Annotated in this window: 17 protein-coding genes; 5 read left to right on the top strand and 12 right to left on the bottom strand. The window is 37.6% G+C overall.

The window, feature by feature from the left end; all coding sequences use genetic code 11:
* Positions 1–42: 42 nt before the first annotated feature.
* Positions 43–579 carry a PH domain-containing protein gene (locus PZ898_RS04955; RefSeq protein WP_277694936.1) on the top strand — a complete coding sequence of 179 codons (537 nt, stop codon included), beginning with the start codon at positions 43–45 and terminating at the stop codon, positions 577–579.
* 60 nt (positions 580–639) lie between these two features.
* On the top strand, positions 640–1,431 hold the full coding sequence (locus tag PZ898_RS04950) for a class I SAM-dependent methyltransferase (RefSeq protein ID WP_277694935.1): 792 nt from the start codon (positions 640–642) through the stop codon (positions 1,429–1,431).
* 96 nt (positions 1,432–1,527) lie between these two features.
* On the opposite strand, the gene PZ898_RS04945 is transcribed toward PZ898_RS04950, so the two are convergent.
* The 3 genes from PZ898_RS04945 to PZ898_RS04935 all read right to left on the bottom strand — a co-directional run bounded on the left by PZ898_RS04945 (position 1,528) and on the right by PZ898_RS04935 (position 3,880).
* Positions 1,528–1,764, bottom strand: coding sequence for a YtxH domain-containing protein (locus tag PZ898_RS04945; RefSeq protein ID WP_034695510.1), 237 nt, complete (start codon positions 1,762–1,764; stop codon positions 1,528–1,530).
* Between the two features lie 99 nt (positions 1,765–1,863).
* Entirely contained in the window at positions 1,864–2,706 is an 843-nt protein-coding gene (locus PZ898_RS04940) for an isoaspartyl peptidase/L-asparaginase (protein ID WP_277694934.1), read from the bottom strand.
* A 283-nt stretch (positions 2,707–2,989) separates the two neighbouring features.
* Positions 2,990–3,880, bottom strand: coding sequence for a cyanophycinase (locus PZ898_RS04935; RefSeq protein WP_034695508.1), 891 nt, complete (start codon positions 3,878–3,880; stop codon positions 2,990–2,992).
* 198 nt (positions 3,881–4,078) lie between these two features.
* On the opposite strand from PZ898_RS04935, the gene cphA reads away from it, so the two are divergent.
* The 3 genes from cphA to PZ898_RS04920 all read left to right on the top strand — a co-directional run bounded on the left by cphA (position 4,079) and on the right by PZ898_RS04920 (position 7,897).
* Positions 4,079–6,709 (top strand): cyanophycin synthetase, encoded by a 2,631-nt coding sequence (gene cphA, locus PZ898_RS04930; protein WP_277694933.1) that lies wholly within the window; start codon positions 4,079–4,081, stop codon positions 6,707–6,709.
* Between the two features lie 396 nt (positions 6,710–7,105).
* A complete protein-coding gene (locus PZ898_RS04925; RefSeq protein WP_277694932.1) occupies positions 7,106–7,255 on the top strand; it encodes a hypothetical protein in 150 nt (49 codons plus the stop codon).
* A gap of 228 nt (positions 7,256–7,483) precedes the next feature.
* Positions 7,484–7,897, top strand: a complete 414-nt coding sequence (locus PZ898_RS04920; protein WP_277694931.1) for an N-acetylmuramoyl-L-alanine amidase — start codon at positions 7,484–7,486, stop codon at positions 7,895–7,897.
* Positions 7,898–8,141: 244 nt separating this feature from the next.
* Here the strand turns inward: PZ898_RS04920 and PZ898_RS04915 are convergent, their stop codons facing one another.
* The 9 genes from PZ898_RS04915 to PZ898_RS04875 all read right to left on the bottom strand — a co-directional run bounded on the left by PZ898_RS04915 (position 8,142) and on the right by PZ898_RS04875 (position 17,864).
* Positions 8,142–8,600 (bottom strand): hypothetical protein, encoded by a 459-nt coding sequence (locus PZ898_RS04915; protein ID WP_277694930.1) that lies wholly within the window; start codon positions 8,598–8,600, stop codon positions 8,142–8,144.
* Positions 8,601–8,623: 23 nt separating this feature from the next.
* Positions 8,624–9,802 (bottom strand): hypothetical protein, encoded by a 1,179-nt coding sequence (locus PZ898_RS04910; protein ID WP_277694929.1) that lies wholly within the window; start codon positions 9,800–9,802, stop codon positions 8,624–8,626.
* Between the two features lie 226 nt (positions 9,803–10,028).
* Complete coding sequence (locus PZ898_RS04905) at positions 10,029–10,862, bottom strand: GMP synthase (protein ID WP_277694928.1); 834 nt, start codon at positions 10,860–10,862, stop codon at positions 10,029–10,031.
* A gap of 32 nt (positions 10,863–10,894) precedes the next feature.
* The gene (locus PZ898_RS04900) at positions 10,895–12,016 is read right to left on the bottom strand and encodes a carboxylate-amine ligase (protein ID WP_110010304.1); all 1,122 of its coding nucleotides are present in this window, start codon (positions 12,014–12,016) and stop codon (positions 10,895–10,897) included.
* Between the two features lie 31 nt (positions 12,017–12,047).
* Positions 12,048–13,001 (bottom strand): glutathione synthase, encoded by a 954-nt coding sequence (locus PZ898_RS04895; protein ID WP_062675074.1) that lies wholly within the window; start codon positions 12,999–13,001, stop codon positions 12,048–12,050.
* 53 nt (positions 13,002–13,054) lie between these two features.
* Positions 13,055–13,768, bottom strand: a complete 714-nt coding sequence (locus tag PZ898_RS04890; protein WP_120231385.1) for an alpha/beta hydrolase-fold protein — start codon at positions 13,766–13,768, stop codon at positions 13,055–13,057.
* 111 nt (positions 13,769–13,879) lie between these two features.
* Entirely contained in the window at positions 13,880–15,094 is a 1,215-nt protein-coding gene (locus PZ898_RS04885; protein ID WP_277694927.1) for an ATP-grasp domain-containing protein, read from the bottom strand.
* A gap of 141 nt (positions 15,095–15,235) precedes the next feature.
* Positions 15,236–16,651 (bottom strand): leucyl aminopeptidase family protein, encoded by a 1,416-nt coding sequence (locus tag PZ898_RS04880; RefSeq protein ID WP_062675070.1) that lies wholly within the window; start codon positions 16,649–16,651, stop codon positions 15,236–15,238.
* A gap of 91 nt (positions 16,652–16,742) precedes the next feature.
* Complete coding sequence (locus PZ898_RS04875) at positions 16,743–17,864, bottom strand: alpha/beta hydrolase-fold protein (protein WP_062675069.1); 1,122 nt, start codon at positions 17,862–17,864, stop codon at positions 16,743–16,745.
* Positions 17,865–17,894 lie beyond the last annotated feature (30 nt).

Raw genomic sequence — 17,894 nt, 5'->3', positions numbered from 1 at the left:
TAATTACTTATAAAGAGTAATTTAGACCCAAAAACTAACGCTATGAGTGAAAAATCAAGACTTGACGAAATAAAAGAAGAACTTAAAAAACTGGATATCAGCCCTACCATATTTGCCCGGAAAGAAATTCGTGAATTACCGGATATCCTTTCACCGGACGAACGAATTGTCTATCTCGTAGAAGGCAGAAATAAACTGAACAACCATCATATCATCCTGGTAGCCACAGACAGAAGACTGATTTTTGTGGATAAGGAGTTCATGTACGGATTGAAAGTAGAAGACTTTTCTTACAGCAAAATAAGCTCCATACAATATGAAACAGAATTTTTATTAGCTTCCATAGATATTCAGGTGACTGATGACGTGGTAGAAATTGATGGAGTAGGAAAGTACCATGCTGAACTGTTCTGTGAAAAAGTAAGAGATTTCATGTCCCGTCCGGAACAACATTTTCAGAGTAAATCCGAACCTAGTATTTTAGATCAGCTGGAACAATTGGGAAGATTAAAGGAATCCGGAGTTCTAAGTGAGGAAGAATTTCTGCATCAAAAGAAAAAATTAATGGAGAAATTGTAATCATTGTGTTGAATAATGAAATTACTTGATGGGTGGAACTCCCATTTTTAAACTAAAGCAATGGAAAATTATTTAGAAATTAATAAAAAATCATGGAATGCAAAAGTAGAACCTCATCTGAAATCGGATTTTTACTTTGTAGATGAGTTCTTAAAAGGCAGAGCTTCGCTGAACTCCATAGAGCTGGAGCTTCTTGGAGATATAAAAGGAAAAAGTATTCTGCACTTGCAGTGCCATTTCGGACAGGATTCTATTTCCATGTCAAGAATGGGAGCAAATGTGAACGGCATTGACCTTTCTGATAAAGCGATTGATACAGCCAGAGAGCTCGCACAGAAATGTAGTACAGATACAGAATTTATATGTTCAGACGTATATAATTTGCCGAACGTTCTGGATCAGAAATTTGATATTGTGTATACAAGCTACGGTACAATTGGATGGCTTCCCGATCTTGAAAAATGGGCTGGAATTATCAATCATTTCTTAAAACCGGAAGGTAAATTCATTATGGCAGAATTTCACCCTGTTGTCTGGATGTTTGATGACGACTTTACAAAAGTCGCTTACAATTATTTCAATGAGAAACCGATTGTAGAAACCTATGAAGGTACTTATGCAGATCAGTCTGCACCTATCGTGCAGGAATATGTCATGTGGAACCACTCCTTAGCAGAAGTTCTCGATAATTTAATAAAAAAAGATTTACAACTGAATGTTTTTCGGGAATTTGACTGGTCTCCATATCCTTGTTTCAGACATGTAGAAGAATTTGAAACAGGAAAATGGAGAATACCGCAGTTCGGAAATAAAATACCTCTTGTATATGCGCTTATAGCACAGAAAAAATAAAACATTCAGGGTTGCATTACAATAAAAAGTCACCGAAGTATTACTACGATGACTTTTTTCCTATATATGAATGTTAAAAAAACTGCTCTGTGTTGATTAGCTTAGGGAATCCTCAGCTTTTGTCTTTACTTCGTCTACTTTATTCTGAACCTGGGAAGCAACATCATTTGCTTTGCTCTTAAGGTCATTTCCCCATTTGTTAAGATTATCTTTAGCTGTATTGATCTTATCTTTTACCGCTTGTTGATCTTCAGGGCTTGAATTCTTATATTTCCAGTAAGCTAATGCACCTAATCCTAGTAAAGCTAATAAGCCTTTTGTCTTGTTTCCCATGATTTCTATTTTTTTAAGTATTAATATTAAAATTTGTTGTTATGAATAATGTAAAATACGTGCCAAAAAAATAAATGGACTTATAAATAAATGTTAAATTTAGGAAAAGACTTCAAGTTTTTCACCATCAAAACTGGCGAAAACCATAGTAGGATAGGAATCCTGATGATATATATTTCCCTCTTTATCAATTGCGATGGCTCCTGCAAACCCATCAATGACTGCAAGTTCATCAAATGTCCTACTGAAAGCCTGTTGAAGGCTCATTCCATCGGTAACTCTCGTTACAATTTTTGCTGCAGTAGCATTACTGACAATATCTTCACCTACACCGGTACAGCTTACTGCACAAAAAGCATTGGCATAATTTCCAGCTACAGTGGCAGAATCCGAAATTCTCCCGGGGATTTCAAAACCTTTTCCTCCAGTAGACGTGGCAACAGCTAGTTTTCCTTCCCGGTCAATCGCTACACAGCCTACAGTTCCTTTCCCTCCATTGGCCAGTTTGGCTTCGTATTCTTTTCTTCTCTGGGGAATTTCTGTAGAAAAACTTTCAAAACCATTTTCCGTAGCATAAATTTTAGCACCATTTCCTCCTAAAACCCTATCGTCTTCATTGATAAGATCTTTAGCCACAAAAATAGGGTTCTGTACATTTTGAATATTAATCACACCACTGAGTTTCTGAGTATTTCCGTTCATAATGGCAGCACTCATACGGATAACACCATCACTCTGGATCTGAGAACCGATTCCTGCATTGTATAAAGGATCATCTTCAAGTAATGAAACGGCATAAGCAACCGTATCAAAAGCCGAATGTGTCTTAAGATAATCGAATGCCTTTTGAGCAATTTGTTTTAATGACTCCTGTTTTGCTGTTTTTACTTCATGGCTTTGATCGCTTTCAGAGAAAAAACCGCCGTGGATAATTACTTTCATAAAATTAAAGATGATGGTTGATAAATGATTTCTTTTACGAAGTTAATTAATAAAAGATAAAAGATAAAAGATAAAAGATAAAAGATAAAAGATAAAAGATAAAAGATAAAAGATGTTGTTGTTAAGTAACTATTATGCATCTGGATATCAACATCAAATGGGGGTGGGCTTTAGCCCGCCTTACAATAAACGTTTTAAATCCTTAGCTTTAGCCCAAATTAAAATATGAATTTTAAATAAAAAACGGAACCGAGGTCCCGTTTGTATAGCTGTATTTGTTGTTCTATTTATCCTGTGGAATAGGATTAAACTGCGAATTCTCAATTGTCAGTGTTTTTGTCGTAAGATCATAATGATCATTCATAGACATGACATGTACCGTTAAATTATCGATAGAAATAGGCTCCCCAAGGTTGATATTGGTAAGGTTGGTATCTTTGATAAACCTTCCGTCAACTAAGATCACAAGACCTGAACCTACAGCAGTCATTACATCATTATGAATGAAAAGTCCTGTATCTTCTCCCAATCCGATTCCCAGCGTTCTCGGATTGTTCACTACCGCCTGGAAAAGGCGCCCGATTCTTCCCCGCTGTACAAAATGAGTGTCAATAATGACATTATCGATTAGCCCTAATCCCTGAGTAGTTTTGATTTCTCCTTTCAATAAAGCTTCAGAACTGCTTCCCTGATAGATCATATTTTCAGAAGCTGCTGCAGCACCTGCAGAAGTTCCGGAATAAATAAAATCCTGCTCCTGGTATTTTAATAAAACGGTATCATGAAATCTTGTTCCACCAAGAATAGAAGTCAGTCTCAACTGATCTCCTCCGGTGAACATCATGACATCGGCAGCGTTGGCCCTTGCGACCATTGCATCAGAATTGGCTTCCTCACGGTTGTGGATGTCCAGAACATTTACATTTTTAGCTCCAAGAAATTCGAATGCTTTTTTGTACTCGGAACCTACGATCTGAGGGATTTGAGAAGCGGTAGTAACAATTTCAATGACAGAATTCTCCTTTAGCTTCGATTCGTTGATGATCTTTCTTAAGATCCCACGCTCAAAAAAATTAAGATTCTTTTCGATATTCTGATCATAATCGGTTTCAGCAAAACTTCCTTTGTTTACAGCGCCTCCGATAACTATTAATTTTCCAACAGGTTTAGTCATGGTACAAAATTAAAAAATAATTAACATTCTTTGGCGAAATTCATGCCATCTTTAGTTGATTTTTAATGTTTTAAGAATGTTAATTAAAATTAATTTTTTTTTAACGAATCTTTAAATGTGGTATAGTTTCGTTTAGGGTTTTGCATTATCTTTGGTTTTGAAAGGAGTTATTGTTAACTGTTAAAATGCCAATAGACTATGAAAATCGAAAAGATTCAGGCACTAAGAGGTCCTAACATCTGGAGCATCAGAAGAAAGAAGCTGATACAGATGAGGTTGGACTTAGAAGAAATGGAGAATTATCCTACCAATAAAATCGAAGGATTTCGGGAAAGGATTGAAAAATTAATCCCATCATTGATGACGCACCGATGCTCGGAAGGAGTGGAAGGAGGTTTTTTCCATAGAGTGGAAACAGGAACCTGGATGGGACATGTCATTGAGCATATCGCTTTGGAAATACAGACCCTGGCAGGAATGGATGTAGGGTTTGGAAGAACCCGTGAAACAAAAACTCCCGGAGTATATAATGTAGTATTTAACTATATCGAAGAAAATGCAGGAATTTATGCTGCAGAAGAATCTGTAAAAATTGCAGAAGCACTGATTGAAGGCAAAGATTATGATTTGAATGCATGTATTCATAGATTAAAAGAAATCAGGGAGCGTGTACGTCTTGGACCTTCTACCGGAAGTATTGTAGAAGAAGCTGCGTCCAGAAGAATTCCATGGATAAGACTGGGAACAAACTCATTGGTTCAGCTTGGTTATGGAGTGAACCAACAAAGATTTCAGGCTACAATTACCGGAAAAACAAGTTCTATTGCGGTAGATATTGCCTGTAATAAAGAATTAACCAAAAGAATGCTTCACGATGCTGCTATTCCCGTACCGATTGGAGATTTGGTAGTAGATGAAGAAGATTTAAACGCGGTGATCAGAAAAATCGGATATCCCATTGTTATTAAACCTCTGGATGGAAACCATGGAAAAGGATCTTCTATCAATGTCAACGACTGGGATGCCGCCAAGATAGGTCTTGAACATGCTCAGAAATATTCCAGAAAAGTAATTGTTGAGAAATATATCACAGGATATGATTTCCGTGTACTGGTGATCAATAATAAAATGGTAGCTGCAGCCAGAAGAGTTCCAGCCCATGTTGTGGGAGACGGAGAACTGAATCTTCAGCAGCTTATTGAAAAAGAAAACAAAGACCCGAGAAGAGGCTATGGCCATGAAAATGTTCTTACCGAAATTGAAGTTGATAAAGACACTTTAGAATTACTTGATAAACTTCAATATACTTTGGAAACAATTCCTCAAAGAGGAGAAGTGGTTTATCTTAAATCAACGGCCAATCTTTCAACCGGAGGAACTTCCATTGATGTAACAGATATGGTGCATCCGGAAAATATCACAATGGCTGAAAGAATTTCTAAAATTATCGGATTGGATGTTTGCGGTATTGATGTGATGGCAGAGAACCTTACTCAGCCTTTAAAGGAAAGTGGCGGAGCAATTATTGAAGTTAATGCTGCACCAGGGTTCAGAATGCATCTTGCCCCAAGTGAAGGATTACCAAGAAATGTGGCTGCTCCGGTGGTTGATATGCTCTATCCTCAGGGAAAACCTTTTACCATTCCCATCATTGCGGTAACAGGAACCAATGGAAAAACCACCACCACAAGGCTTATTTCTCACATTGTAAAAAGCAATGGGTACAGAGTAGGATTTACGACTTCGGACGGAATTTATATTCAAAATACGATGCTGTCAAAAGGAGATACTACAGGACCGCTTTCTGCAGAATTTATTCTGAAAGACCCTACCGTAGAATTTGCCGTTCTGGAGACAGCCAGAGGAGGAATTTTACGTTCCGGACTTGGTTTTTCTCAATGCGATATCGGGGTTCTGACCAATATTGAAGAAGATCATTTGGGAATGAATGATATTCACAGTCTGAAGGATCTTACCAAAGTAAAGCGTGTAGTACTGGATAGCGTGAAAAAGAGCGGCTGGAGTGTTTTGAATGCCGATAATGAATATTCCATGAAGATTGTGAGTGATCTCGATTCTAATGTGGCTATTTTCAGTATGGATGAAAACAATCCTCATATTGTAAAATTTGCTAAAGAAGGAAAGATAACCTGTGTATATGAGGAAGGTTTTGTAACCATCAAAAAAGGTGACTGGAAAATCAGAATAGGAAAAGCCAAAGACTTCCCGATTACGATGGAAGGAAAGGCCAGGTTTATGATTGAAAACGTATTGGCAGCCAGTTTGGCGAGTTACCTTTACGGATTCGGGATTGAAGATATTTCCAATTCTTTGAGAACCTTTATTCCAAGTGCCCAGCTTACACCGGGAAGACTGAATGTCTTTAAGTTTAAAAACTTTAAGGTGCTGATCGACTTTGCCCACAATCCTTCAGGATACGAAGCCATTGAAGATTATCTGAGAAATGTAGAATCTACCAAAAAGATCGGTATTATATCCGGTGTCGGAGACCGAAGAGACAATGATATCAGAGAATGCGGAAAAATTGCCGGAAGAATGTTTGATTATATCATCATCCGAAATGAGAAACATCTTCGTGGAAGAACGGAAGAGGAAATCAACGGATTGATTATTGATGGGATTAATGCTGCGGGCAGAGACGTTAGTTATGAGATTATTCCTAAAGAGATTGAAGCTTTAAAGCATGCAATAGGTATGGCAGAAGAAGGAACATTTATCACGGCTTTAAGTGATGTTATTTCCAATGCCATTGATCTGGTTCAGGAATACCAGGCCAGGGAATTGCTGGAAGACGATAAAAACGTGTAAAGACATCATTATAGAACTTATTACAATTGCAATACGGAATAAAAAACGTATTGCAATTTTTTTATCTATTCTGCTGTAGCAGATCGAAGTTTGTTTGATTAAAAATAGAGGCTATGTCTGCGATGACTACTGTACAAACAATTAAAAGTTAATCCTTACGGTTTCCCGTAGAGTATACCTACAGTCTCTCCGTATATTTACAGCGTTTGTATAAACTAAAAGTACAAGTCAAGTTTTTTTAATGTCCTCCTGTTTGGGAGGATTTTTTATTTGGTGTATTCAACAGTTATTTTTAAACCTTCTTTGTTACGGAAATCCGTAAAGATTATTTTTTTATGTTAAATCTCCAAATGGAGAATATTTTATATATTTAATTTCTAAACTAAAATCAAAACCATGAAAAATTTAAAGAAAATCGCTAAGGAGAAATTAAGAAGTATTAACGGAAAAGGAGGATGTCCTCCAGGCTGGCATGATTGCCCGGTGCCATGGAATGAAAAAGTTTGCATTCCGCATGATAATGAAATGGCATGTCCCGATTTATAAAAAACGATCCCTCACTAAGAGGGATTTTTTGTTCTTATATTTCAAAATTTAAACATTCGCGCCCAAACTTAATGGACTTCGTCCTGAGATATATTGTTTTCTAAATAATTTTTATCAGCTTTCCCTGGTTTTCAGCTGTCTTGCCTGTCAATTTTAAATAGGGTGTTTTTCCTTCACTATTTTGGGAGTTACAAGTTTAATTTTGCTCAAAATAATAAAATGAAATCCATGAGAACAATCAATTACATCGTTATACATTGTACAGCCACACAACCAGATGTTACAATAGAGAGCATTAAAAGGTATTGGAAGGAAAACCTGAAATGGAAAAATCCAGGATATCACTATATGATAAAAGCTGATGGAAAAATAGTAAACACTTTGCCCATTGATCAGGTATCCAATGGAGTTGCAGGGTGGAATTCTCAAATTATCAATATATCATACATTGGCGGCATTGATAAAAGCAACCATCCAAAAGATACAAGAACGGAAGAGCAAAAAAAATCTATGGTAAAGCTGTTAAGAGAATTAAAATCAATATTTCCTAAAGCTAAAATTCAGGGACATAGAGATTTTCCCAATGTTCATAAAGCTTGTCCAAGTTTTGATGCTAAGAAAGAATATGCTGAGTTATCATAAGCTGAAGTACTGCAAGATTGTTTTTAAATAGCTTTAAAGAAAGCCTAATATACAAACGATTCAAAATCAATCATTACGGTTTCCCGTAGGGTATGCTTGCAGTCTATCCGTATATTTACAATGTTTGTGAAAAAAACATAGCGTACATGTCAATTTTTTATCCTCCTTCTTGGGGGATTTTTTTATGTTTTGAGAGGTCTTCAGGAGTAAAAAATAAAACCTCCGATACTTCGGAGGTTTGTTTCTATAAGCTTTCCCAGGTTTTCTTTATGCTCTGCATTTTTTTAAAATAAAAATACAAAGGAATAAGTTCTAATCTGAGGGTAAAGCTGATTGATGGGTACATAAACGGAATAATAGCCATCATCACAAGGCAAACAGCAATCCCGATAATGGCATCTGCTATGGCTGCCTGTGGTGCCCATTTTTGTTCAAACCAAAGTCCATAGGCAACAATACCTTTGAACAGAAACAATAAGCAGATCAAAAGCCCTGTCATTGAGTACGGATGATTGGCATTCATCCCGTATAATGATAAAGAGGTTTGAGTGATCAGAGCCCCTGCTATCAATAAACCCGCAGCTACTGCGCCTCCGATTAAAAAGATCCATAGGAAAATTTTAATCCAGGTAGGTAATAAGTCTCTTCTTCGTGTTAAAACGTTGTTGTCAAATTCTGCGAAAGGTGTTGATCTTTCTTCCATGTAGTATTAGTTTTATAAGTTTTTTATCCGAAAAAAGCATTCGAACTACCAATCCAGATGGCATCTTTTTTATTGAAGTCTACATTCACCATGGCGGCTTTAGTCATTCTTCCCAGATTTTCCAATAGGATAGGGCGTTCGTCGTTTTCCCGCCAAATATACAACAAACGGATCTCCGCTTTTGCAAAATCTCCGTTGATATCTTCAAAAATTGGTTCATAGAACACTTTTCTCTGCAAAATATAGTTTTCCTTATCCTGAATAGAGTCGGTAATTTCTTTCGTAGGATTCAAATTAACTCCGCTTCCTGCGAATGAAAACAATGGTTTTAGTACAAAATTTTCAAGATTTTCATGCTCCGGGAATTCATGCAGAAAATAACTCTTTGGAACAAACTCATGCTTCAGTAAAGGCAAAAGGAACTTTGAAATTTTAAAGAACCAGTTTGGGTGGGTAATCCATTTTACATCCACTTCCTCGCGGAAATCAAATTCTGTATGCAGATCCGGAATATTGTCCAGTTCATCAAATATAACCCGGTTGTAGATCCTTTTGATTTCGGTAGGCTTACCATTATTTTCATAATACAGTTTTCGGCCCTGTTTTTTTACTTTCGTCAGGCATACTGTTTTGATGCCTAGCAGTTTCTCGGTCAAAGCAAAATCAATAGCCGTTTTTTGTCTTTCCGGAAAAATTTCGAGTAGGATTACATTTTCAGGGTTTTCATCTCCTACAATCAGTTCTTTTAAATAGTTTTTAAAGGTATCATGGGACATAGGATTTCTGATCTCCGAAAGAAAAGGATAAACCTCACAATAGGTCTCTTCATATACTTTTTGAAAAGCATACAAAGAAGGAAATGCCTGAAGCTCTATCAGCTGAGGTTCTATTGTTCCGTTTTCACTTTTGCATACTCCAAAATCTATGGTGAAAAAATGAGGTTGATGGGTATCATTGGGAACCCTGCAGTTTTCAGGAATGGCTTTTTGAAGGAGTTCTGCCGGCATTGCTTTAATTTGGCTGATGATACTTTCACTGGCATCGATCAGTTTTTTCTCAAACTCTTTAGTCAGAAAAATCGGGCTTTCTGAAACTCTGAAACCAGGTGCTGTTCCACCTTTTTCAGTCAGTATATTTTTGAGTTGATGGTATTTTTCATCTGAAAACTCCTGATTGAACTGTTTTCTGTATTCTGGGATCATATTTTTTTTCTTTTGTGATGGTAAAAAAAACGGACGTTTATGTCCAATTTGATTTCACCACAAAAGGCACAAAAGTTTTAGAATATAAAAGTTTACAATACACTTTTATAAAATACCTATTTAATCGGGAAATCTTTGATTTTCAAGAAAGCTTATGTGTTCTTCTCAACAGCTTTTATGATTGTAATACCCAAATCCCTTTTGTGACTTTTGTGGTTTGTATTGATTAAACCAAAGATTCAGCTTCTTTCAAAATGTTTTTTTTTGCAAACTGAAGGAATCTCGGAAGAATCTGATGTCTGGTAAGAATGATTTTATCTTCATCGTCTATTCTGTCTATCGTTTCAAGATATTTTTCCAGCCCGAAATTTTCAATCATGGCTTCCTTGTTCTTTTCATCCTTCAGGTTTTCGATCAGAGATTCAGGATTGGCTTCCGGGTGAAACTGTGTTCCGAATATCTCCTCCGAAAAACGAACGGCCATTACCGCTCTTTCCAGGTTGATATGAGGACGGAATTTTTCAATCGCCATGATGGTCATTCCCAATTCTTGGAAACGGTCGTGATCCGGTTCTATAAACTGGTAGGCCCTCGAATCTACCGCATAAAAAGGATCCTGAAGATTTTTGAATAAGAATTCTTCTTTACCTTCCTCTGTTTTATGAACAGGCATTACCCCGAAGGAATAAGACTTTCTTTTGCAGATATTTCCCAGATTCCAGTGAATACTTGCCAGCTGGAATGAATGGCAGATCAGGAAAAGGTACTTTTTATCTTCATGGTATTGATTATGCTCGAAAACAGCATCTAAAAAATTTGCAAAACGGTTTTCCCATGCAAGGCCTTCACGATGTGGGTTTCCGGGGCCACCGGAAGAAATGAAAATATCAAAGTCTTCTATTTCAGGTATTTCATCTTTATATCTTACATCAAACGTTTTGATCACCACATTTTCTTCAGAGTTCTGCTGAAAAGTTTCGGAAATTTCTTTAATATTTCTAAAACCTTGATTCACATGATTGTTGTTCATGTCCAGCAGAGCAATTCGAATATCTTTCATTACATCATATTTTTTGCAAAGTTACCAAAATATTATGAAGCAGGTTCACCATGGGTGATGCCATACTCCGTTTCAGAGATCATATAATCAACTACTTTCGTCAGATCACCTGTTTCCTTAAAGATCTGAAGCTGCCGGTCTGCACCGGTTCCGTTTTCAAGGATTTTCCAGGCGTATTCCACTTCGTTACGGCATCCCAAATCATCTACCACATCATCAATAAACTCTAAAAGCTCTTTCAATAAATGAGGATAAGGAACGGATTCTTCTTTCCCAAAATCGATGAGATGGGCTTCAATACCACTTTTCGAGGCACGCCATTTATTTTCGTTCAGCAGTAATCTTCTATAGCTTCTGAAGCTGAGATTTTGCTGGTGCAGTTTATAGATTTTGGCAACAAGACTCTGCATAATGGCCGCAAGACATACGGTTTCATCAATTCTTAACGGCATGTCACAGATTCTGAATTCGATGGTTGGATAAAAAGGATGTACCCGTAAATCCCACCAGATTTTCTTGGCATTGTCGATGGTTCCTGTTTTTACCAGAAGATCAACATAGCTGTCAAATTCTGCCAGCGAGTTGAAATAACTTGGTATACCGGTTCTCGGGAATTTGACGAAAATTTCCTGTCTGTACGATTTAAAACCTGTATATCTTCCGATCCAGAAAGGGGAGTTGGTAGAAAGGGCATAGACGTGAGGAAGGAAATATCTCATCACATTCTGAATTCTGACACCTTCTTCACGATTAGGAATTCCAATATGAACATGCAGTCCGAAAATAAGATTTTCACGGGCCACATCTCCCATATCATCCACGATTTTAATGTATCTTTCTCCCTGAGTGATATTGTTTTCAGACCAGTGAGAGAATGGGTGAGTACCACCTCCGGAAACACGAAGTCCCTGTTCATGGGCGATATTGATGAGGTGACGCCTTAAATTCGTTAATTCAGTTCTGGCTTCCTGAATATTCTGGCAGATTCCTGTTTCCATTTCAATCATGGATTCGTGCATTTCGTGCTTTAAGTTTTCACTTAAAACCGCTTTGCCGCCTTCAATGATTTTTGAAACGTGAGAAACCAGATCTCTGCTTTCCACATCGATGATCTGATATTCTTCTTCAATTCCAATAGTAAACTGATGATGCATTTATTTTGTGTTTTTTAATTCTTTTTCAATGTTATTTTATGGAATCCTTCACGAAGGTTCCCCAGGCAATGTTAGGTTTCCCCGGAACATATTCTTTAGCTTTTTCAATAGCCAGTTTGGCAGCATGTTCTATGATCCATGCAAAGTTTTCTTCTCCTACAGAATTGCGGTCTGCATCAGGAGCCGGGTTGCAGAAATCGATGGCATAAGGAATACCGTCTCTTACCGCAAATTCCACGGTGTTGAAATCGTATCCTAAAGCTTGATTCATTTTAATCGTATAATCATGAATAGTCTTCAGTAATTTTTCAAGTTCTTCACCTTGGGTCTGATGCGTGGTGGCGTATCTCAAGTGAGGTGCATTTCTCGGCTCATACGGCATGATGTGGACATATTTTTGGCCCAGACAGTACACTCTGTAATAATCGTCAAAGATAATTTCTTCCTGTACCATCATCACCAGCTGCTCGGTTTCTCCCAGTTTGTTCCAAAGATCATCCGGATTTTCTACTCTGTATACATTTTTCCAGCCGCCGCCATCATGAGGCTTCATATAGGCAGGAAACCCTACATAATTGAAGATATATTCCCAGTCATGAGGAAATTTCAGGTTTCTGAATGAAGTTTCTGAAGTATTGTCCGGTCTTTCGTGTGATGGAAGCAAAACCGTTTTAGGAAGCGGAATTCCCAGTTTTGACATCAGGGCATTGTTGAAAAACTTCTCATCAGCACTCCACCAGAACGGATTGTTGATGACATAAGTGCCGTTAAGGGCAGCATTTTTTAAATAAGCTCTGTAAAAGGGAACGTCCTGTGAAATTCTGTCGATGATCACTGCATAACCATAATCTGCACCCTGTTCCAGTTTATCAATAGTAACGGGTTCAGCGATGATATCGCCACCTCCCATTTCATTTACTTTTTCTATAAATGCCCAGGGAAACGTGTCTTCCATACCGAAAAGAATTCCTACTTTTTTTGTCATAATTTTTGTTTTTAAGGTGGGTATATTTTTTCTATTTGTCTTTTTTATTGTTTTTAAGAGAAAAATGCTCCTATGAAGGTAGGGAAGACCATTCTCCATAGCGGCCAGTCGTGGCCTATCCATTTTCTTTCATCGTACCAGAAATCTATGCCTTTTATCCTGAGGATTTCAGCCATTTCAACATTTTTATCCCTGCAGATATCCTGATCGGAAGTGCTCAGTACAATATGCATGTGTTTATATTTCCAGGCTTCATCATTTCTTACAAACTCTCTCGGACAGTTGAAGTATACCAGATCATCAGAGTAGCCATCCATAAAATTCCTTATACTGAAGGCGCCGGAAAGACAAAACAGATGAGAAACCAAATCCGGAAATCTGAAAGCAAAATTAGCGGCATGATAGCCCCCGAAACTTGCTCCTGCAACGGCAACGCGGTGGGTTTTGTGAAGTTTTTGGATATAAGGAACGAATTCCTGGACCAGGAACTGTACATACCGTTCATAATTCCTTATTCTTTGCTGAGGCGAGATTTTTTCATCATAAAAACTCCAGCTGTCGATGGTCTGTACATTGTAAAGCTTTACTTTTCCCTGTTCTATAAACCAGTTGATACTTCCGTTAAGATGAAAATCATGATTCTGGGTATATTGTCCCTGGGAAGTTGGAAACATGATGATAGGATGGCCGTAATGCCCGGTCACTTCTACCTTGAGACTTGTTCCCAATATATTTGAATAATACTCTGTATGTTCTATGTGAGGCATTTTTCTTATTTGGTTTTATCTTTTCTAAATTATATTTTAGGAGGGAATCTTCGGGTAGGCTGTATATTATGAATTCAATAACATTTTGAATGTCAATGTCAAGTTTCATTGTTAAGAACTCAATTTATTACCTTTCGGAGGCAGAATGTTCAGCATATCCGCATGAATCATTTCAGCAGCAAAATCCAGCCTGTCCTGTACAACAGAGGCGTCTCCGGATTTATAGACAATTCCGACATGATAGTCTATCGGAAGAAATTTGACAACTTCTTCGCATTCAAAACTGCTGTAATTCGGTTCTTTATCTTTAATCAGTGCCACAATTAAGCCTGAATAATATCCTGTAGGGGGAGAAACGCTGTAATCATGTCCTCTCAGAAGAGCATCTTCAATTTTCGCCCATTCTCTCCAGATATTGATACCACTTGATGCTTCAACCAGGTCCGGAATATGAGCCCCGCCAACCCTCGATGAAGTTTCAAGGAAGTACCATTTTCCGTCTTCTTTTCCCCGGATGAATTCTGTATGGGTGGCTCCGTTGACAAGTCCGAAGTTGGAAAGAACTCTGGCATTTATATCTTCCAGTGCTTTAAACTCTTCGGAATATCTTCCTAATGTTTTGGATCTGAAAACACCGCCTTCGTGAGAAACCTGCATCGGAGGAGCAAGATATTTTGAGGCAGAAGTAAAAACAATTTTTTTATTAAAAGTAAGGCTGTCTACATGGTAAACGTCTCCCGGCTTAAAGCTTTCCAGTAAAAAAAGATGACGTTCTTCTCCCAGTGTTTCCAAGGCTTCAAGAAGCTGTTCTTTGGAGGTTATTTTCTTAATGCCCGATGCTGATGCTTCAGACCTTGGTTTCAGTACCCATGGAGCAGGAACGCGGCCTGTAAATTCATCCACTTCGTTATCATTGAACACAGCGGTGAATTCAGGAACGCTGATCCCGGAATCCTTTGCTTTTTGCCTCATGGCAAGTTTATCTCTGAAATACCGGTGGGTTGTCTGTCCCATACCGGGAATACGGAAGGTCTCTCTGATTAATGCGGCTTTTTCAACATCATAATCATCCAAAGCCACCACAGCATCTACTTTTCTGGTCTTCATCAGGTGGGAAAATCCCTGAATTAAATGTTCCAGATTCCATACGGAAGGCTTGAGCTCGGGCATATAGAATGTTTCATCAATCGCGTGCCAGGGCCAGTTTTTTTCTTTGAGGTTTTCGGAGGTTACAAGGATGATTTTATTGCCGAGCTTCTTCATTTCGTCCATAAAATCGTAGCCTTTGTAATAGCACGAAATACACACAATAGTTTTCTTCTCCATATAATGTTTTTTAAGATTTAGTGAATTTTCAAAAATAAAAGCATTTATATATTATTTTATTAATATCAAAAAATAAAATATTGTGCGTTTTTGAAAATCCACTAATCAATTATACAGAGTTTTTTTGTAAAAAACTAATTTTTAGTGATAATTTTCAATTAAATTCACCAGGAGCTGAACACCAAAACCTGTTGCTGCTTTTTCTTTTGCATAGCCCACACTTCCAAAGGCTACTCCTGCAATGTCTAAGTGCGCCCATTTAGGATGGTTCTCAATGAATTGCTCTAAAAATTTTGCAGCAATAATACAGTCTCCCACAGGCTTTAGAGAGATGTTTTTTATATCCGCTACATCAGACTGGATATCATCTTTCCAAACATCCCATAAAGGAAGATTCCAAACCCTCTGATTGGTCTGGTCACCGGTTTTGATTAAGTTGTTTTTCAGTTCCTCGTTATTGGAGAACATAGCAGCACAGGTATCTCCGAACATTCTCACTGAGCTTCCCGTTAAGGTAGCCAGGTCAATAAGGAAATCAGTTTTGTAGTTTTTAGAAAGATAAGACAAACCATCTGCAAGAATTAATCTGCCTTCTGCATCAGTATCAAGTACTTCAATTGTTTTTCCGTTGTAGGCTGTAATCACATCACTTGGAAGCAGGGCCTTTTCAGAGACCGCATTATCAGTAATAGGGAGAACAGCGACGATGTTTACAGGAAGCTGCATTTCTGCGGCATAGATTAACGTTCCCAAAACAGCCGTTGCTCCGCCCATATCGGACTTCATATAATGCAGATTGGCAGAGCTTTTTATTGATATTCCTCCTGTGTCAAAGAGAATACATTTTCCTACCAGACCGAAAGTCTTGGCGTTTTTTGCTGTCGTTTTATATTCTAAAATAGTGAAAGCGGCATCGTAAGCACTTCCTTGATTCACAGAAAGATAAGCGCCTAATCCAAGTTCTTCACATTTCTTTCTGTTAAAAGCAGTGTATTTTAAGTCATATTTTTTAGCCAGATTTTTAAGGTATGCACTTAAGATATCCGGTTTTTTAAGATTGGCTGGTTTGTTAAGCCAGTCCTGGCAGGCAGTTTGCCCGTTAACCAATGCTTCTGCTTTCTGGCTGATATGATCTAATTTTTTCTGGCTTAAATTTTCAAAGTGCAATTCAAATTTCGTATTCCAGAAAGCATGTTTTTTGTCAAAAGGGTAGTTGTAAGTTCCTGTTAAAAGTCCTTTTACAAACTCCTCAAACTGCTTTTCATTCAGGAAGTCAGCAAGGGCTAATGTAGGTACGGCCAGCAGTTTTTCTTTCTGTGTCTGTGAAAATTTAGCCGCCACCTGCTGGATCTCGAAATTTTGTAAGGCGGATTTTCCTAATCCAATGAAATACGTAATTCCTTCTTCATGAGCATTGACAAAAACTTCATATTTCTTTCCGGTGAAAAAATTGGAAATGTTTTTGTTGAAATTTTTACTGGTTTTCGTCCATTCTTCCTCCGTAAACAGTTGGAAAACCTGAGTGTAATTTTTGTTTTTTTTATTGATTAGTTTCATAAATAGATGTTATAATTTCTAAATTCATAAAGAGTGCTACCTTCATTTTGTCCCTGTCAGGCTTACATTTTCTGCAGCAGTTTTTATGCATTTAGTTTCTGATGCTTTTTTGTTGTGGTTTTACTTCTACAGGATTTTCTGTGTTGTCATAGAATAGCCATTCTATAGCCCTTGGGAACTCCTGAGACCAGTAAAACTCATTGTGGGTGCCTTCAGGATTGATATTGGTTTTGAATTCAAAATCAAAAAGCTTTTTCTCTTCCCATCTTTTCAGATATTCTTCAAAAATATGAATTCTTTTGACCATTTTAGAACCTTCCTGGCCGCCGCCGTAGAGATAGATCTTCGTTTTAAACGGAACCCGGAAATTCATCATCGGAAAGTTGTTATTGGGTTCTACCCATAGAGAAGGTGAGAATATCAGTAGTTTGGAGTACACTTCAGGATAAAGAAATCCACTATAAATACTGATCAATGCTCCTAATGAACTGCCTCCGATTCCGGTGTTGTCACGGTCTTTTTTGGTTCTGTAATTTTCGTCCACAAAAGGCTTTAAAGTATCTGCAATAAAACGGATGTACTTTTTTCCTTCAGAACCGTTGGCTACATGATCATTATCAAAAATATATTCTTTGATTCTTTCCTCACTGCCATGTTCTATCGCAATGATGATAAGATCGCCGCGCCCGTATTCAGCAAGGATGGATAATTTTTTGTCGATTTCCCAATTCCCGAAACCGCTTCCTTCATTGAAAAGATTTTGTGCGTCCTGAAGGTATAAAACTGGATATTGTTTATCCGTTGTATGATAATCATAAGGAAGCAGTGCCCAAACCTTGCGGTAACGGTCAAGTTGCGGAATGTAAAAATTTTCGGAAATAACTTCTGCTATAGGATAATATTCTTCTTTGAACGGTCCCCAGTTCAGTCTCCATTTGTCTACAGAGTCGGACGTTTTACCAGCAGATTTTTTCGCTTTCCGGTTGGGAGTGATATTTCCATATTGATCCAGTTCTACGTTTTCCCAGCCTCCTTTTGTGAATTTGTATTCAATATCATCAGGAAGAAGCTGATCTTCGATTTCTATAAAATAACCGGAAGGATCAATTTGTTTAAGCTGGAAATTATAATCTTTGGGATTCCAGCTATTGAAATTTCCGGTAATAAATACCGGTCTGTCGTCTTTTTCTGCTGTATAAAGTTCAAACCTCATCGTTGTGTTTAATAAAATATTGATGTTAAA

Origin of the sequence: Chryseobacterium sp. WX (assembly GCF_029542485.1) — a bacterium.
Classification (GTDB): Bacteria; Bacteroidota; Bacteroidia; order Flavobacteriales; family Weeksellaceae; genus Chryseobacterium; species Chryseobacterium cucumeris.
This window is presented reverse-complemented; position numbering and strand designations above follow the sequence as displayed.